19 protein-coding genes are annotated in these 24,278 nt (G+C 52.8%); 15 read left to right on the top strand and 4 right to left on the bottom strand.

Annotated elements, in window-relative coordinates:
• The first annotated feature begins 83 nt into the window (after positions 1–83).
• The 3 genes from L1F29_RS32380 (at position 84) to L1F29_RS32370 (ending at position 3,906) form a co-directional block, all read left to right on the top strand.
• The gene (locus tag L1F29_RS32380; RefSeq protein ID WP_258386077.1) at positions 84–851 is read left to right on the top strand and encodes a MerR family transcriptional regulator; all 768 of its coding nucleotides are present in this window, start codon (positions 84–86) and stop codon (positions 849–851) included.
• A gap of 242 nt (positions 852–1,093) precedes the next feature.
• On the top strand, positions 1,094–2,326 hold the full coding sequence (locus tag L1F29_RS32375) for a GNAT family N-acetyltransferase (protein WP_258386076.1): 1,233 nt from the start codon (positions 1,094–1,096) through the stop codon (positions 2,324–2,326).
• A gap of 230 nt (positions 2,327–2,556) precedes the next feature.
• Positions 2,557–3,906, top strand: coding sequence for a sodium-dependent transporter (locus L1F29_RS32370; RefSeq protein ID WP_258386075.1), 1,350 nt, complete (start codon positions 2,557–2,559; stop codon positions 3,904–3,906).
• Between the two features lie 480 nt (positions 3,907–4,386).
• Here the strand turns inward: L1F29_RS32370 and L1F29_RS32365 are convergent, their stop codons facing one another.
• Genes L1F29_RS32365 through L1F29_RS32355 form a run of 3 tightly spaced genes read right to left on the bottom strand, consistent with a single transcriptional unit; the run spans position 4,387 to position 8,554 of the window.
• The gene (locus tag L1F29_RS32365) at positions 4,387–6,312 is read right to left on the bottom strand and encodes an ABC transporter ATP-binding protein (RefSeq protein ID WP_309252359.1); all 1,926 of its coding nucleotides are present in this window, start codon (positions 6,310–6,312) and stop codon (positions 4,387–4,389) included.
• The gene (locus L1F29_RS32360; RefSeq protein WP_258386074.1) at positions 6,309–8,039 is read right to left on the bottom strand and encodes an ABC transporter ATP-binding protein; all 1,731 of its coding nucleotides are present in this window, start codon (positions 8,037–8,039) and stop codon (positions 6,309–6,311) included. Before L1F29_RS32360 ends, L1F29_RS32365 begins: the two co-directional genes overlap by 4 nt.
• Entirely contained in the window at positions 8,036–8,554 is a 519-nt protein-coding gene (locus L1F29_RS32355; RefSeq protein WP_258386073.1) for a MarR family winged helix-turn-helix transcriptional regulator, read from the bottom strand. The genes L1F29_RS32360 and L1F29_RS32355 overlap by 4 nt, the downstream gene beginning before the upstream one ends.
• A gap of 626 nt (positions 8,555–9,180) precedes the next feature.
• Between L1F29_RS32355 and L1F29_RS32350 the strand changes: the two genes are divergently transcribed.
• On the top strand, positions 9,181–10,842 hold the full coding sequence (locus L1F29_RS32350) for a glutamine--tRNA ligase/YqeY domain fusion protein (RefSeq protein WP_258386072.1): 1,662 nt from the start codon (positions 9,181–9,183) through the stop codon (positions 10,840–10,842).
• Between the two features lie 218 nt (positions 10,843–11,060).
• Positions 11,061–11,708, top strand: coding sequence for a molybdenum cofactor guanylyltransferase (locus tag L1F29_RS32345; RefSeq protein ID WP_258386071.1), 648 nt, complete (start codon positions 11,061–11,063; stop codon positions 11,706–11,708).
• A gap of 136 nt (positions 11,709–11,844) precedes the next feature.
• Here the strand turns inward: L1F29_RS32345 and L1F29_RS32340 are convergent, their stop codons facing one another.
• The gene (locus tag L1F29_RS32340; RefSeq protein WP_258386070.1) at positions 11,845–12,618 is read right to left on the bottom strand and encodes an IclR family transcriptional regulator; all 774 of its coding nucleotides are present in this window, start codon (positions 12,616–12,618) and stop codon (positions 11,845–11,847) included.
• 568 nt (positions 12,619–13,186) lie between these two features.
• Here L1F29_RS32340 and L1F29_RS32335 point away from each other — a divergent pair.
• The 10 genes from L1F29_RS32335 to L1F29_RS32290 all read left to right on the top strand — a co-directional run bounded on the left by L1F29_RS32335 (position 13,187) and on the right by L1F29_RS32290 (position 24,277).
• Positions 13,187–14,479 (top strand): ABC transporter substrate-binding protein, encoded by a 1,293-nt coding sequence (locus L1F29_RS32335; protein ID WP_258386069.1) that lies wholly within the window; start codon positions 13,187–13,189, stop codon positions 14,477–14,479.
• Between the two features lie 137 nt (positions 14,480–14,616).
• Positions 14,617–15,495: a carbohydrate ABC transporter permease gene (locus tag L1F29_RS32330; RefSeq protein ID WP_258386068.1), complete on the top strand. Its 879-nt coding sequence runs from the start codon at positions 14,617–14,619 to the stop codon at positions 15,493–15,495.
• Positions 15,495–16,325 carry a carbohydrate ABC transporter permease gene (locus L1F29_RS32325; RefSeq protein WP_258386067.1) on the top strand — a complete coding sequence of 277 codons (831 nt, stop codon included), beginning with the start codon at positions 15,495–15,497 and terminating at the stop codon, positions 16,323–16,325. The genes L1F29_RS32330 and L1F29_RS32325 overlap by 1 nt, the downstream gene beginning before the upstream one ends.
• Before the next feature lie 71 nt (positions 16,326–16,396).
• Entirely contained in the window at positions 16,397–17,065 is a 669-nt protein-coding gene (locus L1F29_RS32320) for an RraA family protein (protein ID WP_258386066.1), read from the top strand.
• Positions 17,066–17,147: 82 nt separating this feature from the next.
• On the top strand, positions 17,148–17,915 hold the full coding sequence (locus L1F29_RS32315; RefSeq protein ID WP_258386065.1) for an SDR family NAD(P)-dependent oxidoreductase: 768 nt from the start codon (positions 17,148–17,150) through the stop codon (positions 17,913–17,915).
• 236 nt (positions 17,916–18,151) lie between these two features.
• A complete protein-coding gene (locus L1F29_RS32310; RefSeq protein WP_258386064.1) occupies positions 18,152–18,754 on the top strand; it encodes a nucleotidyltransferase domain-containing protein in 603 nt (200 codons plus the stop codon).
• Between the two features lie 901 nt (positions 18,755–19,655).
• Positions 19,656–21,281, top strand: coding sequence for a peptide ABC transporter substrate-binding protein (locus L1F29_RS32305; RefSeq protein ID WP_258386063.1), 1,626 nt, complete (start codon positions 19,656–19,658; stop codon positions 21,279–21,281).
• A 106-nt stretch (positions 21,282–21,387) separates the two neighbouring features.
• Positions 21,388–22,335 (top strand): ABC transporter permease, encoded by a 948-nt coding sequence (locus L1F29_RS32300; protein ID WP_258386062.1) that lies wholly within the window; start codon positions 21,388–21,390, stop codon positions 22,333–22,335.
• The gene (locus L1F29_RS32295; RefSeq protein ID WP_258386061.1) at positions 22,322–23,266 is read left to right on the top strand and encodes an ABC transporter permease; all 945 of its coding nucleotides are present in this window, start codon (positions 22,322–22,324) and stop codon (positions 23,264–23,266) included. Before L1F29_RS32300 ends, L1F29_RS32295 begins: the two co-directional genes overlap by 14 nt.
• 15 nt (positions 23,267–23,281) lie before the next feature.
• Positions 23,282–24,277: an ABC transporter ATP-binding protein gene (locus L1F29_RS32290; protein WP_258386060.1), complete on the top strand. Its 996-nt coding sequence runs from the start codon at positions 23,282–23,284 to the stop codon at positions 24,275–24,277.
• Position 24,278: the final 1 nt, after the last annotated feature.

Genomic DNA, 24,278 nt, shown 5'->3' with positions numbered 1-24,278 from the left:
CGGTAATATGAAAAGAATTTAAAAAATACCTCTTGAACCTCACGTTACGTGATGAATTAAGATACAGATACGGAGGTGATGATGTGACGCACAAGGTGAAGGAAGTGGCGGAGTCCGCTGGTGTTAGCGTCCGGACGCTGCACCATTATGACGAGATCGGGCTGGTCGTTCCCGAATCCGTGACGACGGGTGGACATCGGTTGTATTCAGCACGCAACCTGGAGCGGCTGCAGCAGGTGCTTTTCTTCAAAGAGATCGGTTTTTCCCTCGAGGAGATCAAGCGGGTGCTGGACAGCCCGGGATTCGACCGCAAGCATGCCTTGACGGCGCATAAAGAGCTGCTGGAGCAGAAGAAGCGGCGGCTTGAGGAAATCATCGATACCGTGAATCAAACGATACAATCCCTGGATGGAGGGCTGTCTATGAGCCGAGACGAAATGTTTAACGGATTCGATATGAAGGAAATTGAAGAACACAAAACGAAGTATGCCGCTGAAGCGCGGCAAAAATACGGCGAAGCCTATGAAGCTGCGGAACGGCGGACGAATAAATACACCAAGGAGGATTGGGCTAGCATTCACGCGGAGAACGAGGCCAGCAATGCCAAGATTATCGCCGCGATGGACCGCGGGCCGTCCGATCCTCAAGTGCAGGAAGGTGTGGGCGAGCTGCGCGCGCATATTACCCGGTATTATTATGACTGCACGCTGGACATTTTTCGGGGACTGGCCGATTTGTATGTGGACGATCCGCGGTTCACGGCCAACATCGACAAGAACAAACCGGGCTACGCGGCGTTTCTGCGCGAGGCGATGATTGTGTACTGCAAGAATCAAGGCTTGGATGTGTAAGCCGGTGTCATAACGATGATGCCACTGAAGGCCGCAGGATTTCCTGCGGTCTTTCTTGCGTGACGCAAGAGCCGTGCCGATGCCTGAGCCTGGTTGGATCGATAGCCTGCCGAGCATCCGATACATTACGAAGCAGATATATGAAGTGCTGCGGGCACAGAATCCGTTATTTGGACGTGCGTACCCCGGTAATCCGGTACTGCGATTATTTTTGAAGGGAAACAGGAGTTTCACGCCTTGGAATGGAAGAGATTATAGTCCAGGGGGTGCGGGCGAATTTACAAGAACGGGGTGGTATGATGGAAATCCGGGTCATGAACAAGGATGATTTCGATATGCGGACCGAGCTGTCCATGTATGCGTTTCAATATTCTCTTTCAAAGGAACAGCTGGATGAACAGCGGAATCAATATAAGCCTGTGGGCGAATGGGGTGCGTTTGAAGACGGCCAGCTTCAGGCGATGTACACGCTCATTCCATTTCAGCTCTATATTCAAGGGCGTCCGATGGCCATGGGCGGGATTGCGGGAGTGGCGACTTTTCCGGAACAAAGGCGTAAGGGACATGTGGCAAAGCTGCTCTCCCATTCGCTCGTCGAGATGAAGGAGAAGGGCCAAGTCGTGTCCTGCCTTGCTCCATTCTCGTTTGGATTCTATCGCAAATACGGATGGGAGCTCTATACGGATCTGAAGAGATATTCGGTCCTGCCGTCGCAATTCCCCCCACGCACTGCCACGGAAGGGCATGTAAAGCGTATTACGCCGGATAGCGCGCTGCTGGAACCCGTTTATGAAGCCTATGCCTCGCGATACAACGGTACAATGGTACGAGACCGCGATTGGTGGACGAATTCCGTAATCAGGCGCAAGTCGGGCAAAGCAGCCGTATATTACCGGCCGGATGGCGAAGCGGGAGGGTACCTTCTCTACAACATCGAGAATCGGGTGCTGCACATCCATGAGATGGTTTATCTGGACGAAACGGCAAGGCAAGGTCTCTGGACGTTCCTGGCGAATCATGATTCCATGCTCGAGAAGATCATCTTGAGTGCGCCGGCGAACGACGAGCTTCCTTACCTGCTGCCGGAACCGCGGATCAGTCAGGAGATCGTCCCGTTCTTCATGGCGCGCATCGTCGACGCGGCTTCCTTCGTGGAGCAGTATGCGTTCCGGGGGACGGGGGAGCCGGTCTTGCTGAAGTTCCAAATCATCGATCCCCATGCCCCGTGGAATGAAGGGGTGTGGACGTGGACGATCGGGGCCGATGGGCAAGGCTCGCTTGCCGGAACGGCGCTGGAAGCCGGCGAGACAGTCGATGCAGGCTGCGATATTCAAACGTTGACGGCCATGCTGATGGGTTATCAGCGGCCGCAGGCGCTGCACCGTTACGGCAGGCTGACCGGATCCGCCGAGGCGGCAGGAATACTGGAGAGCGTCATTCCGGATCGCCAGACCTATTTGATGGATTCTTTTTGAGCAAGAGATCAGGAAGGGAGCATCGCCGCTTGGAGCGGGGGGAAGCTCTCTTCTTCTTTTTTCCCGGCGGCCGATCCATGATGTTGGAGGTGTTCCTGAAGGATCATTCTCTACTCCTTACACGCATGCTTGCAGCAAAAATAATAACGAACTTATCATGAGCCGCATTGACACTCCTTTCCATGGGTAATACTACACGAAGACATCAAGAGTTGGAGAGGGGGATAACAATGGGCAAGCAAGCTGACAACGGCACTAATAATGCTGGCGAGCAGTTCTCGCGTGCGGGATTTATTCTCGCTGCGATCGGGAGCTCGGTAGGCCTTGGGAACATGTGGAAGTTTCCGTATATCACGGGAAAATACGGCGGAGCGGCATTTTTCATGGTCTTCATCATTTGCTTGATTATTATCGGCCTGCCTATCATGCTGGCGGAGATGGCGATCGGCAGGGGCGGGCGCGGCAGCGCGGCAGCCTCGTTCACCCGTCTGAGCGGCAACAAGACATGGGGAGGACTTGGCTTCATATCCGTTCTGGCGTCGTTTCTGATCTTCTCCTATTACGCGGTCGTTGCCGGGTGGACGCTTCATTATGCGATGCTGTCCTTCACGGGGAACCTGTTCACGTCGACGGACTTCGGCGCCAGGTTCGATACCTTCATCGGCAGCTATTGGCCGATATTCTGGCAGGGGATTGTTCTTCTCCTGACAGTCTTGGTTCTCACGGCGGGGATCTCGGCGGGGATCGAGCGGTTCAACAAAATTCTGATCCCCGGCCTTGTCATCCTGCTGGTCGCGCTGGTCGTGCGGTCGCTAACGCTGGAGGGCGCCGCGGAAGGGGTCGGCTTCTTTCTGAATCCCGATTTCGGCAAGTTGACGCCGGAGGCGGTGCTTGCCGCGCTCGGACATGCTTTCTTCTCGCTTTCGCTCGGGATGGGGATCATGATTACATATGGCGCGTACGTGAACAAGCGGCAATCGCTTAGCGGAGCTGCAATGGCCGTGGGAATCGGCGATTTGCTGTATGCCTTTCTGGCGGGGATGATCATATTCCCCACGACATTCGCTTTCCAGCTGGAGCCGGCGCAAGGTCCCGGACTCGCATTCGTCGTGCTGCCGGTCGCCTTCTCGGCGATGCCGCTGGGCGCGTGGTTTGGCGGGCTGTTCTTCATCCTGCTGGCGATTGCTGCACTAACTTCAGCTGTATCGCTGCTGGAGGTGTCGGTCTCCTTTTTGCTGGAGCGGGTAAAATGGGGGCGGACGAAGACGGTATGGATCACGGGCATCGTCTGTTTTATCGTGGGCCTGCCCTCCGCCTTGTCGGTCGGGGGAACGGTGAAGGGGCTGAGCTTCGGCGGTAGATCGATATTCGATTGGGTGGACTTCGTGACCTCGAATATTATGCTGCCGCTCGGGGGCTTGATCGTGACGATCTTCGCCGGCTACTTCTGGAAGAATGCCTCCGAGGAAGCCGGCCTCACGGCAGGATGGTTCAAGGTCTGGCTGTTCATGCTTCGCTATATAGCGCCGATTCTCGTCGTTCTTGTCTTTCTCTATTCGACGGGGTTAATACGATTCTAAACGAAAGCAAGCCCGTGCGGGGCGGCCGATCGGGGCTGCTTGCACGGGCTTGTGTTCTTCTCGCCGTTAAGACGGCATCCATCGTGTTCTCTTCATCCGGCCTTATTCGATCAGAGCTTGGACACCAATAAGATGACCAGCATCCAGAAGGAAACCGAAAAGGCGATTGCGCCCAGCAGTCCCCAATTTACGCGTTGTAACAAGACGATCACACTCCCCCGCTGCATATTCCCGGTATTAGTATCGCCCAAATGTTGGAGCGTTAACGAAAAGGGAGTTTTTAATATAAGAAAGCATAAATCTCTACTACTAAGGGAAGAAACTCCGTTCGCGGCCATGGACGGCATCTGCCGATACTTATAGCGTTAGTCCGCTCATAAGGCTCGTGCACGGTGATCGATCCCGGCGGCATCGGCATACCGAACGGCAGAGCTGATGAGAGCCTCTGCCGCTAACCGGATATTGGTATGCGACATGCAGTTAGATTACATGCCGGGATGACTTTCTACCGCTGAACTGGCTCTCGTATAAATCGGCGTAGAAGCCGCCTTGGGCGAGCAGCTGCTCATGCGAGCCTTGCTCGATCACGGTTCCGTGGTTCATCACGAGGATGAGATCGGCATCCCGGATCGTGGACAGCCTGTGCGCGATGACGAAGCTCGTTCTTCCCATCATCAGCTCGTTCATCGCCTGCTGGATATGAACCTCGGTCCGCGTATCGACGCTGCTCGTCGCTTCGTCGAGGATGAGGATCGACGGGTCGGCCAGAATGGCTCTGGCGATGGTCAGCAGCTGCTTCTGGCCTTGCGAGATGTTGGACGCTTCCTCGTTGAGGACCGTGTTATAGCCGTCCGGCAATGTGCGGATAAAGTGGTCCGCGTACGCGGCTTTCGCCGCCTGCAAGACTTCTTCGTCCGTGGCACCGGCGCGGCCGTACGCGATATTCTCGTGGATAGTTCCGTTAAACAGCCATGTGTCCTGGAGAACCATGCCGAACAGGCTGCGGAGGTCGCCGCGCTTCATCTCGGTAATATCGGCGCCGTCGATCGTAATGCGGCCGTCGTTGATCTCGTAGAAGCGCATGAGCAGATTGATCAGCGTTGTCTTGCCCGCGCCGGTCGGTCCGACAATGGCGATGGTTTGACCTGCTTTGACATCAATGTTCATGTTCTCGATGAGCATGGCTTCCTCCGAATAGCCGAAATGGACATGCTCGAACCGGACATGGCCCTTCGGCAGTTCGATGACCTTCGCGTCTTTGTCTGCTTCCGGTACCTCCTCCGTCTCATCAAGCAGCTCGAATACCCGCTCTGCCGACGCGATGGTCGATTGAATGATATTGGCGATTTGCGCCGTTTGCGTCACCGGCATCGTGAATTGGCGGGAGTATGAGATAAACGCCTGAACATCGCCGATCTCGATCGATTTGCGCAGGACGAGAATACCGCCTGCGACGGCGACCAGCACGTACCCGATGTTGCCGATAAAGCCCATGATCGGCATGATCATGCCGGAGACGAATTGGGCGCGCCAGCCCGACTCGTATAACCGCTCATTCACAACGTCGAACTTCTGGATCGATTTATCTTCGTGACCGAACGCCTTGACCACAGGGTGGCCGGTATACATCTCTTCAACATGGCCGTTGAGCTCGCCTAGCGCCGCCTGTTGGCCTTTGAAATAGGCTTGCGATTTCTTGGCGATCATGGCGATGGCCAGGAAGCTGACCGGAAGCGTTATGACGGTAATCAACGTCAAGAGCGGACTGATGGTCAGCATCATGACGATGACGCCGATCAGCGTAATAACGGCGGTGATGAACTGGGTCAAGCTTTGCTGCAGGGTGCTGCTTATATTATCGACGTCATTCACTGCGCGGCTTAGAATCTCGCCGTGCGTGCGGGAGTCATAGAATTTAAGCGGCAGACGGGCGAGCTTCTCGTTCACGTCCTTGCGCAGGTCGTAGACCGTTTTCTGAGCGACCCCCGCCATGACGTACTGCTGAATATAACTGAACAACGAACTGATCACATACAAACCGGCGAGAATGATCAGGATGTTCCAGATGTATGTGAAATCGATGGGAGTTCGCTCGACGAAGCTCCTGTACAGCTCGGTCGTCGCTTTGCCCATAATCTTGGGCCCGAGGATGGAGAAGACGGTGCCGAGCACGGCCGTAACGAATACGATGAGAAGCGCGCCCCGATGCGGCATCAGATAGCCGATAAGCCGCTTTAGCGTTGCCTTGAAGTTCTTCGCCTTCTGGACAGGCATTCCCATTCCGCCCGGACCGCCCCGTCCGGGCCCGAAGCCGAAGCCTCCCGGAGAGGGGCCGCCCGGTTTGCGCTCCGGTCCGCCGGCGCCGCCGCTCGGTCCTTGAGGTCCTTGCTTCTGCTGCTCACTCATGCGATCTCCTCCTCTGAAAGCTGCGACTTCACGATTTCACGATAGATCTCGCAGGTTTGCATCAGATCGCGATGTGTGCCGATCGCGGCAATCTGCCCGTCGTCGATGACGATGATCCGGTCGGCGTCCATGACCGTGCTGACCCGCTGGGCGACGATGATCACGGTGGCATCATCCGTCTCGGAGCGGAGCGCTTCGCGAAGCTTCGCATCGGTCTTGAAATCTAGCGCCGAGAAGCTGTCGTCGAACAAGTAAATATCCGGCTTGCGGACAAGCGCGCGGGCGATCGAGAGCCGCTGCTTCTGGCCGCCGGATACGTTCGTCCCTCCCTGCGAGATGGCGGACTCGAATTGATCCGGCATCGCCGTCACGAAATCGGTCGCTTGGGCAATCTCGGCTGCATGGCGAATTTCCTCTTCCGTCGCATCCTCCTTGCCGAAGCGAATATTATCGGCGATGGTGCCGGTGAAGAGCAGCGCTTTCTGCGGGACAAGCCCGATTCGCTCACGGAGCTTCTCTTGTGTGAGGCCGCGCACATCAGACCCGCCTATGCGGATGCGCCCTTCGCTGACGTCATAGAACCGGGGGATGAGGTTGATCATCGTCGACTTGCCGGAGCCGGTACCGCCAATGATCGCCGTTACCTCGCCAGGGCCTGCCGTGAACGAAATATTCGAGAGCGCCGGAATTTCGGCCCCTGGATAGTAGAAGGTGACATTATCGAATTCCACCGTGCTTGAAGCGGGCTGCGTGGAGGAGGAGGCTTCCGCCGGATCTTCAATATTCGGCATCATATTCAGCACCTCGTTGATGCGGATAGCCGATGCGGAAGCGCGGGGAACCATGACGAACATCATGGAGGCGAAGATCAAGGAGAACATGATTTGCCAAGCATATTGAATGAACGCGATCAGCTCGCCGACCATCAAATCGCCGCTATCGATACGGAGCCCGCCGAACCAGACGATGGCGATGCTGGCGATGTTGATGACCAGCATCATGATCGGCATCAGGATGGCCATCAGCCGGTTAACGGCAACCGCCGTATCCGTCAAATCCCGGTTGGCGGCGTTGAACCGCTTCTGCTCATGGGCCGTGCGATTGAAGGAGCGGATGACGCGAATCCCGGTCAAATTTTCCCGCAGCACGAGGTTCAGTTTATCGATCTTGACCTGCATCGCTTTGAACAGCGGGACGCTGCGGCTGACAATCGCGAGAATGATTACCGCAAGGATAGGAATAATGCCAATAATGATGAACGACAGCTTAACGTCCTTGGAGAGCGCCATAATAATGCCGCCGAAGCACATTAGCGGAGCCATTACCATGACGCGCATCATCATCGTCAGCACCATCTGGACCTGTGTAATGTCATTGGTCGTCCGGGTAATGAGCGAAGCTGTGCCGATCTTGTCGAATTCGTTCAAGGAGAAGCGCTCGACATGGCTGAATACGCGGCTGCGCAAATCTTTGCCGAAGCCGCCCGCGGCCTTGGCGGACAAATAACTGGCGCCGATGGAACAGAAGCCGCCAACGGCTGCGATAAACAACATAAAGCCGCCTATTTTCCAGATGTAAGATTGATCGCCGGGGGTGACTCCCTTATCGATGATATCGGCCATTAGCGTAGGGAGGTAGAGGTCCGAGAGAGATTGAAGGAAGACGAGCAGCAGCACAAAAACGACGGGCGTCCGGTAAGGCTTTAAAAAACGCAGGAGCTTAATCATCTCTTCTTGTTCACCTTCGTTTCGGAAGAATTGGCATCGGAGTCGGCCTCGCAAGGAGACGCCGCGATGGGATTGCCTTCGTTGTAGAAATTGTAGATGTCTTCGAGCGTTTCGATTAGCTCTCGGGTGCGCTGCGCGCCCAGATGCTCCATCAGCTCTTCAAGGCGGCGGTGCATCGAAGAATCGATCTCGCTTGTTATCTCCTCGCCCTCGGTGCTCAGCTTGATCCGGACGATCCTGCGATCCTTCGGATCGGCCGAGCGTTCCAGAAGCCCTCTTGCGGTGAGCACATTCACCATCTGCGAGACGGTCGGCAAGGTTACGCGAAGGAAGGTGCTGAGATCGGACAGTTTCAGACCTGATGGGTTGGATCTCATGCCCTTGCGAATGCTGAGCAGCATGATCGTTTCACTGCGTGTGCAGCCGTCAATTCCTTGACGTCCGCCCCAAGGGATATGCTTCAGCTGCCGTAATGCGTGTAAGAGCGCGTGGGAGGCGGTGTGGTCGGTAGACATCGTGAAATACCCTCCAAGTCAGTTGGCAAGGCTGTAAAATATTTACTTAGCTAACCTAACTATAGAGAGATCATTTTGCCGTGTCAAGGCAGAAAACAGCTATAACAATTTCGGTCTTACGGCTAGCGATACGCAGCCGCCCCCACATCGCACGGCTGTAACGCCGTTTTTCGGCCTTAGGGCTAGCGATACGCAGCCGCTGACCGAGCCTCCGACAGGCGATCTACCAAACCAACAGAGCCCTAGCGAAGTAAGGGCTGCCGAAAGGTTTGGCGATCTTATGCGGATGCGCCTGGGCAATGGAGTCTCAGTCAAGCATTCGGCAGGCGCAGCTATGGCCCAATGATCGGGCTTCTTGCATCGGTGACGGCGCCCTGCCGTAAAGGAGCCGCTGATACCCTAGTGACATGCGATCCACGCTGAATCCGCGGATCAAGCTTCTTGCAGGGATCCTTCGCAAAAAACCAATTTCGGAAGTTCCGGGAAAGCCGATGCGGTCCCTCCCGCCAATTTCGGAAGCTCCGGGAAGGCCGATGCGGTTCCCCTCGCCAGACATTGATCTTATAATCACTCTGAAAATTGTGTATTATAATAGGATAGACAAATTCGTTGAAAGGTTGGTCGCTGTGGAGAATAAGACATCATCCTCAAACTTTATCAAAACGATCGTCGAAGCCGATTTGAAAGCCGGCAAAGTTAGCGAGATCGTAACCCGTTTTCCGCCGGAGCCGAACGGTTACCTGCATATCGGCCATGCCAAGTCGATCTGCCTGAACTTTGAGCTTGCCGATGAATATAAAGGCAAAACGAACCTGCGATTCGATGATACGAATCCATTGAAAGAAGATACAGAGTACGTGGATGCCATTCAAGAGGACGTGCGCTGGCTGGGCTTCGAATGGGATGATCTGCGGTTCGCATCAGACTATTTCGAGGAAATGTACAACCGTGCCGTGCTGCTGATCAAGAAAGGCAAGGCATATGTGTGCGACCTGTCCGCCGAGCAGATGCGCGAGACGCGGGGAACGCTGACCGAGCCGGGCCAAGACAGCCCGCACCGCAACCGCAGCGTGGAGGAGAATCTCGACTTGTTCGCCCGCATGCGCGCAGGCGAATTCAAGGACGGGGAGAAGGTGCTCCGCGCCAAGATCGACATGGGCTCGCCCAATATCACGCTGCGCGATCCGGTCCTGTACCGCATCTCGCATACGCATCATCACCGCACCGGGGACGCATGGTGCATCTATCCGATGTACGATTATGCGCATCCGCTGGGCGATGCGATCGAAGGCATCTCGCACTCCATCTGTACGCTGGAGTTCGAGGATCATCGTCCGCTGTACGACTGGGTCGTTGCCGAGTGCGAGATGGACGCGGAGCCGCATCAATACGAGTTTGCGCGCCTGAATCTGACGAACACGATCATGAGCAAGCGCTATCTGAAAATGCTCGTCGACGAAGGCGTCGTCGACGCTTGGGACGACCCGCGCATGCCGACCGTCAGCGGCCTGCGCCGCAAAGGCTTCACGCCTGAAGCGATCCGGGCCTTCTGCCGCGAAATCGGCGTATCCCGTGCATACAGCGTTGTGGACGAGCGGATGCTGGAGCACTTTATCCGCGAGGACTTGAAGCTGAAGGCGCTGCGCACGATGGCCGTCATCAAGCCGCTGAAGGTCGTCATCACCAACTACCCGGAGGGGCAGGTGGAGATGCTGGACGCGGAGAACAATGCCGAGAACGAAGCGATGGGCGTTCGCCAAATTCCGTTCTCGAGGGAGATCTATATCGAGCAGGACGACTTCATGGAGAATCCGCCGAGCAAATATTTCCGCTTGTTCCCGGGCAACGAGGTTCGGCTGAAGCATGCCTATTTTATTACATGCCAAGAGGTCATCAAGGATGCCGAGGGTCGGGTAGTCGAGCTGCGCTGCACCTATGACCCGGAGACGAAGAGCGGTTCCGGATTTACAGGTCGCAAGGTGAAAGGAACGATCCACTGGGTCGAGGCTTCGCAAGCCATTCCGGCCGAATTCCGGCTGTTCGAGCCGCTGCTGCTGGATGCCGAGGATGAAGACGACGACAAGCCGTTCCTGGAGCGGATCAATCCGAATTCCATGGAGGTGCTGGAAGGCTTCGTCGAGCCGAATATGAAGGATGCCGAAGGGAATGACAAATTCCAGTTCTTCCGCCACGGTTACTTCAATGTCGATCCGAAGCTGTCCGGCCAAGACCGCATCGTATTCAACCGGATCGTATCGCTTAAGAGCTCGTTTGACGTGAAGGCGTAACGAATAACCGGCTTCAAACAAGAAGGGGGATCAGCTGTGCAGCTGATCCCCCTTCGTTCTGTTCTCTCCCGGATGATATCGGTTGACGGAGGAGAAGAGACGGCATATAGTCGAGTAAACCTGAGTTAAATGAGTATGAATCTCGACAGATGCTTGCTTCAAGCGGCAGTCTGACTTGTGAGCCGATGCAAATGATATGCAAGGGAGGCAACCATACGTTGGAGCTAAGAAGTGATGATCCCCCGCTGAGCGGAATCATTCTGGCAGGCGGGCAAAGCACGAGAATGGGCAGGGATAAGGCGCTGCTGGATATCGGAGGGAAGCCGCTGCTGAGCCGAATTGCCGGGCAGATGCTGACGGCTGGCATCCATCCGGTCGCCGTAGCTGTCGGCGAGGGGCAGAAAGAAGAACAATATCGTTCCATCCTCTGTGACAGGGAGGGGCGGGTGGATTTCGTCCGCGACATCTATCCCGGCTGCGGGCCGCTCGCAGGCCTGCACGCGGCATTATCCGCCCTGCCGGCGGGTTATGCTTTCGTTATGGCTTGCGATATGCCTGTACTGTCGGGATCGCTCCTGCGGCGAATGGCAGAAGCCGCATTTCGGCTGCCGGCAGCCGATCCGTCGGCCCCGGATGTCTTCCGGACGCCGGAGCAGCCCTTCCATGCGATCTATCATACGCGTATTGCCGCGCAGCTGCGGCTAAGATTAGAAGAAGGCGACTATAGCGTCATGCGCATGCTCGATACATTAAACAATCATCTCGTGCAGCCGACGCCGGAGGAGGAGGAGGCATTCGTCAATTTGAATAGCCCGGAGATGTACGAGAGCTATATCGAGCGCACAAGCCGCGGCGATGTCGATTGAACGAATCTGAGAAGGAATGCGACTATCCGCCGCGGGGCGGAATGCCGATACAATCCATATAAACAAAAATAGAAGGCATCAAGCGACTTATCGTCAATAAGGTCGCTTGATGCCTTCTATTATACGTGTGCTTGTCTTAGGGGTTGTGCCCGAGGTGAGTGGATATTTTCATTGCGGTTTCCTTGACCTTCGCTCCAATGACCGGGATATCCTGGACCGGCAGCTCGTTCCGGATGGCCGTAATGCTAATGGCAGCGATCTGCTTGCCGTTGTGGTCGAATATGGACGATCCGATGCACCGTATCCCGATCTCGCCCTCTTCGTCCTCCACCGCATAGCCTTGTTCCCGCGCGCTGGCCAGAATGGCTTTAAACTCCTTGAGCGAGGTGACGGTGTTCTCCGTCTTGAGGGCCAGCCCGGTTTGCCCGATAATATGCTCCAGCTCTTCATCGCTCAAGTGGCTGGCCAATGCCTTGCCGACGCCCGATACGTGAAGCGGCCACCGCTGCCCGATGTAGGTGTTGAATTTCACGAACGACGCGGGACTCTCAACCTTCTCCAGATAAACGGCTTCCCCATGATCCAGAATGGCCAGATGTACCGTGAATTTCGTCTCCTGGGCGAGCTCCTCCATGAATGGCTTCGCCTGCTGGCGAATATCCAGCTTATCCAGCACGCTCTGGCCCAAGCTGATAAACCGGGTGCCGAGCGAGTATTTGCCCTCGTCGGTCTTCGTAATATATTGACGCTGCTCCAACGTATTGAGAATGAAGAAAGCGCTGGTCTTCGGCATGCTGACGAGCTTGCACAGCTCGGATACGCCCAGCGGAGTCTCGTGGGCGGCGATCGTTTCGATGATCAGCAGCGTCTTTTCCAGGGAAGGAACCGTATATTTCTTGGATGCATCCAACGTGGAAGAACCTCCTTATTTAAACAGTGTTTATGATATAGTATAATGAACGAAAATACGGGTTCATAGCTTTATAGTCAGTATAGTTTATTCCCTGATCGATGGCAACAATGGATTGGGCATGCGGAATCGGGCGGAATATTATTTGAGAAAGTAAAAAACACCGTAGATTGTAAGCGCATTCTAAGGAAAAGTCATCATATACATGTAATGTATAGTGACTCATCATGTAACATCCAGCGTGTAGAAGTGTCATATTTCGTAATTTATTCTTGACACTCTTAAGGCGTGATTTTATAATCTAACTATATTATTAAACGGTGTTTAAAATGCTAATGAACAAGGCTGGGCGACAGCGGAGGATTATATGGCGGGAGGTGAAACGGCGGCTTTGTTTTAAAGTGTCCAGGATACTTGCTAATATCTCTGAGGATGAGATTATTTTCGCCGCCGAGGATGGCGTCTTCTGTTTCTTCTTGGGACAGGCTCGGCTATCGTACCGGTTAGGAAAGACGTAGGGGGAGCAAACGCGTACGATCATATTCAAACACTAGGGGGATAACGATCCATGCACAGACATAAGAGATTCATTGCTGCACTGGCTTTACTGTTAACGGTAAGCGTATTCACGGCATGCTCAAACTCAAACGTAAATTCCAAGAATGGCGGAGAACAGGGCGATGGCGGGGAACAGAAGGTTACGCTGTCCATGATTTTTCAAGAGTCATTATTCAATGGCAGTCATGAAGAAATATTCAAAGAATACACGGATGCGAATCCGAATGTAACGATAAAGGCAGAGACGATTCCGGACGGTTCCTATAATGAGACGATGCGGACAAGGCTGTCTACGGGAGAGGTTCCGGACCTGTATCAAGCCGCAATACACGCGACATTAACGGATGACCTTGAACGTGAAGGCTATATTCAAGACCTGAAGGACCTGGCTCCGGTGCAGAATTATTCCGAATCCATTCAACAAGCGACGAGAGATTACGGTGACAAACAGGTTATATTTTCAATTGGGGTAGGTGTGCTTGGCATTGCCTACAACAAAGCGATGCTAGCCGAAGTAGGCTATAACGAGCCGCCCAAGACATGGGAAGAATTGATGGATGCCGGTAAGAAGCTGAAGGACAACGGCAAGGATCTGCTCGTATACTCCTCCAAATGGGCGACGGGCATTGGCAATGTCTTTCACTGGGCCTTCGGTGTAAACGCTTCAAAAGACGCTGCGTTCAAGGAAGCATACTTGTCCAAGTCGGTCGATTGGAGCAAGCCTGAGAATCGTGCGGTGCTGGTGGACGGATTTACGAAATTCAACGAATTGAATCAATATGTACGCACAGGCAGCTTTACGAACGAATATGCCATCGCCCAACAAGCGTTCGCCAACGGGGAAGCGGCTATGATTCTGGGCGGTACGTGGGAAGCGGGCGCTCTGCGCGGTTTGAACCAGGATCTTGATCTTGGATTCATGAATCTGCCGTATGCGCCGGAAGACCAGAATGCTTATGTTCTCGTGCCCGAGGACGGAATATCGGTCAATGCGAAGAGCGAGAACTTAGAGGAGGCGAAGAAGTTCATCGGCTGGCTGTTTAGCAAAGAGACGTACGCGAAGGTCCAGAAAGCGAAGGGCAACTTCTCCGCCATGCCGGGCGTAGGCGATATCGATCCTTCCTATACGGAGGTGCCAGGCTGGATGGAGACGGACCGCGTCATCACATTCGCGAATTCGGGGCCGATCGAAGAGGCGACTTGGCTGACGCTTGGCAATCTGGCACAAGAATTCACATTCAAGAACAACTTGGATAAAGTCGTCGACAACTTTATTAGCGAATACAACAAGATGAAGAAGTAACGATGGCGTGGGGCGGGGAATCGGGATGGCTTCCTTTCATTTCGATTCCGCCGCTTGATCTGTCATTATGCCGCTTCGATGCGCAAGTTTTCTGACAAGAGCAGCATCAGTGAATTTGAGGAAAAAGGGGTTACCCTATGCAGAAAAAACTGTTTCTCACCGGCATTATGTTTATCATTCCGATTACGGCGATCATGGTTATCTTCTTCTTCTATCCGATCGTACAATCTTTCTACTATAGCTTGACGGATTGGAACGGGGTTGGCAGCTATACATTTATCGGCTTCGACAATTATGTCGACATTTTCAATAGCGAGCTGTTTACGGAATCCTTGAAGCGGACCCTGATCATAGGAATATCGGCGGCCGTATTGTCTAATTTATTCGGGCTCATCTTTGCCGTGATGCTGGATCAGGCGCTGAAGACGAAGAGCTTGTTAAGAGCATTGTTCTACATTCCGAATGTAATCCCGATCGTTGTCGCGGCGTTCGTATGGCGCTATATCCTCGATGCTAACAACGGCTTGATTAATACATTGCTCAGCAAAGTAAGCGAAGACAGAGTTGTGATTCCGTGGATCGATTCGCCGGATTATGTGGTATTCGCGATTATTATGATTGCCGTGTGGCAAATGTGGGGGCCGATCATGGTCATCTATCTCGCCTCGCTGCAGGGCGTGCCGCAAGAAATGAAGGAGGCGTCGATGATCGACGGAGCGTCCAAGGTGCGGGGCTTCTTCTCCATTACATTGCCTTTGATCGCTCCCGGCATTACGGTCAACGTCCTCATCGGGCTGGCGAACGGCATTCGGATATTCGATTTGCCGTATGCCTTGACGGGCGGGGGGCCGGCCAATGCGAGCGAAACGCTGGCGATCCGTATCTATAAGTATGCGTTCAGCTCGCCGGACATGGCGTATGGCCTTGCGACATCATTCGTTCTCACCTTGGTTGCGATGGTGATTACTTACGTCTTCATAGCGGTCTCCAGAAAATACGAGCAGGGGGCGCTGTGATGAGACATAAATTAAAGAAATATGTATTCGAGCTTGTCGTCGTAATCACGGCGTTAATTGTGTCCATTCCGCTGTATCTCGTCATTATCAATACGTTCAAGAGCCATAAGGACATTTTGACGAAACCGCTGTCATTCCCTACATTCGATGTCGGATTTGACAATATCGTCCGGGCGTTCGAAAAGATGAACATCGTGAAATCCTACGGGGTTACCGTGTCCATTGGAGCAATGGCGCTCGTCTTGGCGATTCTGCTCTCGGCGCTTGCGGCTTATGCGGTGTCGCGGATCAAGCATCCGCTGTTCGGATTCATGTATTGGGTCTATCTGTCGGCGATCTTGATTCCGATTCAGTCGGCGATCATTCCCGTCACCTTCTTGCTCAAGGACCTGCATCTGCAAAATAATCTTGTCGGCATCTCGCTTGTCTACGCTGCCATCTTATCGCCGTTCTGTATCTTCATGTACAGCGGGTTCATGCGCGCGCTGCCATATGAGCTTGAAGAGTCGGCTTATATGGAGGGCAGCTCGGCAGTAAGGACATTCTTCCAAATCATATTCCCGCTGGTTCAGCCGGTAACGGCGTCGCTCATTATCCTTCAGTTCATCTATGTATGGAACGACCTGCTGCTCCCGCTGATCCTGCTCAACTCGAATGATTATCCGACGGTGAGCATTAATTTGTATAAGTTTTTCGGAGGTCGCGGCATGGCCGACTTGAGCCTGCTGTTCGGCGGGATTACGCTTACGCTGCTGCCGATCCTGACCTTGTTCATCAGCTTCCAGCGCTTCTTCGTGAAAGGCTTGTCCGCGGGCGCCGTCAAAGGCTGACCGTTAAGGACGGCAGCGGGGATGATTCGGCAGTTGCACTAATATACTTCATAATAAGGAGAAGATTACTGATGACTCAACAATTGACATTAGACGAAAAGTTCGAACAGATGAAAGAGGTTCTGTACGCTGCGGTTATATGCGACACGCTGGATGAGCTGGGCTACCGCAATCAGGCGATGCGTGAGGACATCAACCCGATCTCGACGGATTGGGTGCTTGTAGGCCGTGCGAAAACCGTTCTTGCCGTAGACGTCTATCATGAATCCGAGAATCCGTATGCGAAGGAAATCGAAGCGATCGACAGCGTCAAGCCGGGCGAGGTGCTGATCGGCTGTACGAATGAATCGAAACGCAACGGTCTCTGGGGCGAGCTGCTGTCCACCGCTTCGAAGATGCGCGGTGCGAATGGCGCCGTCGTGGACGGCCTCATCCGGGACACGAAGAAAATTCTGGAGCTCGACTTCCCGGTATTCGCGACCGGCACGAAGCCGGTTGATTCGCGGGGACGCGGAATGGTCATCGACTATGATTGCCCGGTTGTCTGCGGCGGCGTTAGCGTAATGCCCGGCGATATTATTTTCGGCGACCGCGATGGCGTGGTTGTTATTCCGAGCGCGCTGTTCGACCAAGTGTTCGAGCTGTCCATGAACAAGGCGACGCGTGAAAACTCGAGCCGCCAAGAGCTGTTGGATGGGAAGTACCTAAGAGATGTTTACGACAAATACGGCGTTCTCTAAGGCGGCGATTCATCGAACGTTAAGGAGCATATAGCAGATCGGGGTAGTCCTGGGAAATCTACGGAAAATGGAGTGAACCGTGATGAGACTGCAAGGCAAAAGAGCGCTCGTAACTGGAGGCGCGCGGGGAATCGGCAAAGGCGTCGTGGAACGCTATTTGGCTGAGGGAGCCAAGGTTATCGTGATGGACCGCAGCGAAGCGGATTTGAAGGAAACGGAAGCCGAGCTGACGGCAGCCGGATATGGCGATTCCGTGAGGTTCCTGGTATGCGACATTAGCGAGCCGGAGTTGCTGACGCGCCAAGCGGCGGAGGCGATCGGTTATTGGCAGGGCTTGGACATTCTCGTTAATAATGCGGGTATTGCGTTCCGCGAGTCATTCATGGACATTACTCCCGATCATTGGAACAAAGTCATGAACATTAATTTGAATGCGGTGTTTCAATTGAGCCAAATCGCGGCACGCCAGATGATTCAGCAGGGAACGGGCGGCAGCATTGTGAACATGAGCTCGAAGAACGGCTTGGCGGGCAGTTCCATGCTGGCTCACTACAATACGTCCAAAGCCGGAATCATCCTGCTCACGCAGTCGATGGCGGTAGAGCTTGCTCCCCATGCCGTTCGCGTGAATGCGGTAGCGCCCGGCTTCATCGATACGCCGCTGGACCGGGGGCTGCGGGAGAAGGAGGGGCTTGCGCCTTATTCGGAACGGACGCCGATGAAGCGCCTGGGCACGATCGAGGAAGTGGCGAACGTGTTCCTGTTCCTGGCCTCGGGGGAGTCCTCTTATGTAACCGGAACGACGATTACCGTTGACGGAGGCCACATGGCGAATGCAAGTGAAGTATAAGTCTTAGCCTTAAGCTCTCGAAACAATGGCTATTAGCGGTTTTGCTCTTTGTGGAGCTAATACTTGATTGACGAGAAATGACATTCAGACGGCCAAACGTTTGAATGTCATTTTTTTTATCGTTGGACGAATCATTCGCTCAATCTGCATAAGAAAAGCTGTATGGAGAGTGTTTGCTTGTTCAGAGAGTATTGATATTATTTTCGTAGATACCAAAGGTTAAGGAGGGGATTCTATTGAGGACGGACATCTATAATTGGAAACCTATATCCGTACCGGAAGTGAATGAAATTTTCTCGGCTCTTCCTGTGAGATGGTTTATAGCAGGCGGCTGGGCATTGGATCTGTACCTGGGCAGGCAGTCGAGGGCGCACGCCGATATCGATGTCATTCTATTTCGGGAAGAGCATCTAACGGCTTTCAAGGCTTTATCCGGCGACTGGACGCTATATAAGGCCGAGAAGGGGGAGTTGAGTCTATGGGAAGAAGGTGAGTTTCTGGCTGCAACAGATGATATATGGGTATGCAAGGGCGGCGATTCGCCATGGGTCTTTCAAATTATGCTGGTCGATACGGAGCGCGACTCCTGGATCTACAAGAGAGAACGGTCGATCCGGAGAGAGGTAAGCGATATATTCATGACGACTGAGGAAGGGATTCCCTTCTTAAAACCGGAAATTCAACTGCTTTATAAAGGCGGCAGCTCGGGGATCAGAGAGAAGGATGAGCGTGATTTTCAAACATTCCTCCCCCTTCTTGAGCCGCATGCGAAGGAATGGCTTGCGGCATCGTTGAAAAGGCAGTTTCCGGGCGGTCATCCATGGATGGATGACTTATAGAATAATTGTTATCCGCGAAGTATTGAAGGGGCAGCCGGAGGGCTGTCCATTTTGTGCTTTTTGCCCCCGAAAAGTTCATTATATCGTCGAAATAAGTGATGAATAGGCGTCTTTTCGCATATAATTCGGGAGGATATATGTTCACAAATATTCCATAATTATGTCAGGTATGGTGTGCGATAGGTCATAGAAAAAATGAAAAGTATTATTATAATATTACATATAATTACATTAAAAAATCATTTAATTAAGTCTTATGTTCCACAAGGTAATGATAATAAAATTCCACAGCCGTTCAAGGGCTGCATGATCTCGTCGTCAAATCAGAGCGCATTACATTAAAGTGTTAACACTAGAAAGCGGGACAACAAAAAAGCATAATTGCATAAAAGTGCTAAAGTGCTTTAGATCATTGGAGTGTGGTACATAAAAGCACTAAAGCAACAACGTATAAAAGCCATAAAGCATACATCGAAATGGATCTCTTCAAGGGGCTAAAGTCATAAGTTTATTTTTCCAGAACCCCACAAAGATCGTTGGGTTTGAAAAAATATGGAGGAGGGGAAAGAATGCCAGTCAGTAAAATCAGGCTTTTTTGCGCATTGTATTAGCATGAAATTCCATTTAAAGCTATTAATAGCTTGAAGTAATGAAGGTTGGTTCGAATTACCTAAGGGAAAATTGCTGGAATGGGATTATAATAAACGTAGAGTGTGGAAAAAAAGCGGTTTCAATCCAAAATGGTCGGGTCGTTTTCGTGCCTCACTTATGATTTTACCCAATAGATGCAATTATTTTTCATAATTAATGGTAATTAAATTGTTATTTTGTGAAAATTATTGTGACTATTATATTGGGCGGTTATAATTCAGTCTATATTTTAAACGAGGGGTGTCAATTAATGAAAGTTAAGTTAACATTACTGTTAGCTGCAGTTGTTGCTATGGTGACTGTTCTGAGCGCATGCGGCTCCGATAACGCCGGCGGAGATCAAACGTTCCGCATGAACCTGACTGCCGAACCGCCTACATTGGATCCGGCACTGATTCAAGACCAAGTATCCTCTACGGTTATGACGGGTCTCTTCGAAGGCCTCACTCGTAACGAGAAAGGCGAAACCGTTGCTGCCATGGCTGAGAAATGGGACATCTCGCCAGACGGCAAGAAGTATACGTTCCATATCCGCCAAGACGCGAAATGGTCCAACGGAGATCCTGTAACGGCCCATGACTTTGAATATTCCTGGAAGCGTACCTTGGACCCTAATTTGAACCCGCCTGCTCCATATGCTTACCAGCTTTACTATATTAAGAACGCGCAGAAGTATAACACGCCGGACAGCGGCGTGAAGGTCGATGAGGTTGGCGTGAAAGCGGTCAACGATACCACGCTCGAGGTCGAGCTGGAAAACCCAACGCCTTACTTCTTGAACCTGACGTCGTTCTACACGTACTACCCGGTTCACAAGTCGGTAAAAGACAATCCGAAGTGGGCTGCCGAAGCATCGTCGTTCGTTTCCAACGGTCCGTTCAAGTTGGAATCGTGGAAGCACAATGATTCCATTGATCTTATTCCGAACGAGAACTATTACAAGAAAGACGAGATCAAGCTGCAGAAGGTTCATTTTGTCATGATCGACGATCCGAATACGGAAGCGAACATGTACGAAACCGGCGAGCTTGATTGGAGCGGCATGCCGACCGGTACGATTCCTACCGAGCAATTGTCGAAATTCTTGGCTGACAAGAATCCGGAATTGTCCGCACCGGGCACGGCTAGCGTCTACTACTACGTCATCAACAACGAGAAGAAGCCGTTCAACAATGTGAAGGTGCGTAAAGCGCTGGCGATGGCTATCGATCGTCAAGCATTGGTCGATAAGGTTGTGAAGGGCGGTCAAACGCCTGCATATGCTTATGTACCGCCAGGTATCCATGGTACGGATAAAAACTTCCGCGATGAAGTTGAAGGCAACCTGTTCAAGGAAGACGTTGCGGAAGCGAAGAAGCTGCTGGCCGAAGGACTTGCTGAAGAAGGCATGACGGCAATGCCAGTGTTCGAGGTTTCCTTCAACGAAGGTCTTCACAAGCAAGTGGCGGAAGCCATTGCGGATATGTGGAACAAGAATTTGGGCATTACCGTTAAAACGCAAACGGTAGAATGGAAAGTATTCCTGCAGAACCGTACGTCCGGCGCTTACGATGTGGCGCGTTCGGGCTGGGGCGCAGACTACAATGATGCGATGACGTTCCTCGACATGTGGCTGACAGGCGGAGGCAACAACGACGCCAAATTCAGCAATGCCGAATTCGATAAGCTGATTAAAGAAGCGAGCACGACCTCCGATCAGAAGGCGCGCGTAGATGCAATGGCCAAAGCGGAGAAAATCTTGGTTCAAGACAACATGGCGATTATTCCGCTGTACTACTACACTAGCCCGCACTTGGTAAAACCTTACGTGAAGGGTGTCGAAATGGATTACAAAGGCGATATTGACTACACGAGAGCCTATATGGAGCAAGAATAACCATTAGGTCCGGTTTTTACTCAAGTGAAGCGGAAATACGTAGGTGACGTCAACTTGACGGCCTACGTATTTTCAATTTTGACATCTACATGGGAGGTGGTGGGTCATGTTCCGATATTTACTTCGTAAAACGGTCAACATCGTGATGTCGCTGTTCGTGCTGGCGACCGCAACGTTTTTCCTGATGAAAGCCATTCCTGGCGATCCGTTTATGCAGGAGAAGAACGTACCGGACGTCGTAAGGGAGAACCTCATCAAATTTTACGGATTTGACAAGCCATTGTGGGAGCAGTACCTCGTTTATTTGAACAATTTGATTCACCTGGATTTGGGCATGTCGATGCGTCAACAATATCAGAGCGTCAGCGACATCATTGCCCGTTCATTTACGTACTCGATGCAGCTTGGCCTTGTCGCGATCGTGGTCTCGATTGTCGTCGGTATCGCAATCGGCCTGATTGCGGCGTTGTATCACCGCAAGCTGATCGATAAGCTGGCGATGCTCTTTGCGACACTTGGGATCGCCATTCCGAACTTCGTATTGGGGACGCTCCTTCAATATTATTTTGCCAATAAGCTTAGGCTCTTCGATGTCGCGGGGCTGAACGATCCCTCTGACTTCGTGCTGCCGACCATTGCGCTCTCGGTCCTGCCGATTGCCTTTATCGCCCGGTTGACCCGGTCTACGATGCTTGAGGTGTTATCGGCCGATTATATCCGGACCGCCAAGGCGAAGGGGATCGGTTCGCTCACGATTCTGATTCGCCATGCGCTGCGCAACGGGCTGCTGCCGGTCGTATCATATGTCGGACCGATGACGGCGAACATTATTACGGGCTCGGTTGTCGTCGAATCGATATTCGGCATATCCGGACTGGGCAAGTTCTTTACCATGAGCGTATCGAACCGGGATTATACGCTCATTATGGGGATCACGCTGTTCTATGCGGCAGTGCTTATGTTTGCGAGATTCCTTACGGACATCGCTTATGCACTAATCGATCCTCGGATTAAAATGATCAAAAAAGGAGGCGGAGGCCATGCAGCCGGCTGAATTTAATCCTCAGGAAGGGCACATCGATTCCGCCCAATTTGCCCGTATCGAAAAGAGTGCGAAGGTAAAAGAAGAGAAGGTCGTCCAAAGCCGTTCCGCCGGTCAAGAAATCTGGTACCGGCTGCGGACGAATCACTGGGCCATGTTCGGACTGTACGTTCTTACTGCCGTTATAATCATGGCCATTATCGGTCCGATGATTTCACCGTATGATTATTTCTCGACGAATTTGGACGCAACGAATCAGGCGCCATCCTCCGAATATTGGTTCGGCACGGATAACCTTGGCCGGGACATGTTCTCCCGCACGTGGAAAGGCGCGCAAATTTCGCTCACGGTCGGTTTGGCGGCGGCTCTTGCCGATTTGCTGATCGGCGTACTGATGGGCGGCATCATGGGCTACTTCGGCGGGAAAGTAGACGAGTTTCTCAACCGTTTCTCTGAAGTGCTGTATGCGATCCCTTACCTGCTGGTCGTCATTCTGGTCAGCGTCGTATTGGGTTCGAATATGTGGACAATCGTTCTTGCGATGTCCATTACCGGCTGGATTAACATGTCCTGGATTGTGCGGGGGCAGATTATGCAACTGAAAAATCAAGAATACGTGCTCGCTTCGCGGTCAATGGGCGCAGGCGGCTTTCATATTTTGCTCCGTCATCTGATCCCCAATTCGCTTGGTCCGATTATCGTGACGGTTGCTCTATCCGTACCATCGGCGATATTCGCCGAAGCATTCTTGAGCTTCCTCGGGCTTGGGGTGCAATCCCCGGCTGCATCTTGGGGCGTTATGATTAACGACGCATTGTCCAGCTGGAAGATGTATCCGTGGCAGCTGTTATTCCCGGCCGGCATGCTGACGATCACGATGCTGGCGTTCAACATCTTCGGCGACGGTCTGCGTGATGCATTCGATCCGAAGATGAAGGTTTAACGGAGGTGATTGTCGATGAAAGATAACGATACAGTATTATCTGTTGAGGGACTTCAAGTTGCGTTCCGGACGCGGAGCGGTGAAGTTCAAGGGGTCCGCAGCGTCACGTTCGACCTGAAGAAGGGAGAGGCGCTCGCGATTGTCGGCGAGTCCGGCAGCGGCAAGAGCGTCACCGCCCAATCGATCATGCGGCTTGTTCCATCGCCGCCGGGAATGGTGAAGGGCGGACAAATCCTGTTTAACGGCGAAGATATCTTGAAGAAGTCGGAGAAAGAGATGGAAGCGATCCGTGGCAAGGAAATGGGAATGATCTTCCAGGATCCGATGACGTCGCTTAATCCGACCATGACGATCGGCCGTCAAATTACGGAAGTGTTGATGAAGCACCAGAACATGGACAAGAAGCAGGCGCGGGAGCGTGCGATCGAGATGCTGCGATTGGTCGGATTGCCGAGCCCGGAGCAGCGCTTCTCCCAATATCCGCATGAATTCTCGGGCGGCATGCGGCAGCGTGCGATGATCGCCATTGCCCTGTCATGCGATCCGGCGCTTCTAATTGCGGATGAACCGACGACGGCTCTGGACGTTACGATTCAGGCGCAAATATTGGAGCTCATGAAGGATTTGCAGGAACGGCTGGGCACATCGATTATTCTGATTACGCATGATCTTGGTATTGTTGCGGACATGTGCGACCGCGTCATCGTCATGTATGCAGGCAAAGTGGTTGAGGAAGGTACGAAGGAGGAGATCTTCAAGAATCCGAAGCATCCGTATACGCGCGGATTGCTCCGTTCACTCCCCCGTCTGGATCAGCCGAAGGATGAGCCTCTTATTCCGATTGACGGTACGCCGCCGAACATGGCCAATCCTCCGCAGGGCTGCGCGTTCTGCGACCGCTGCGATTATGCGATGAAAATATGCACCCAGGCAGATACGGAGATGATCGCGCATAGCGAGACTCATTCGTCCAGGTGCTGGCTTCACCATAGCTCGTATAGAGAGGAGTGAA

Source organism: Paenibacillus spongiae (genome assembly GCF_024734895.1).
Taxonomy (GTDB): domain Bacteria; phylum Bacillota; class Bacilli; order Paenibacillales; family Paenibacillaceae; genus Paenibacillus_Z; species Paenibacillus_Z spongiae.
The sequence above is the reverse complement of the archived record's forward strand: the minus strand, read 5'-3'. Positions and strand labels throughout refer to the sequence as shown.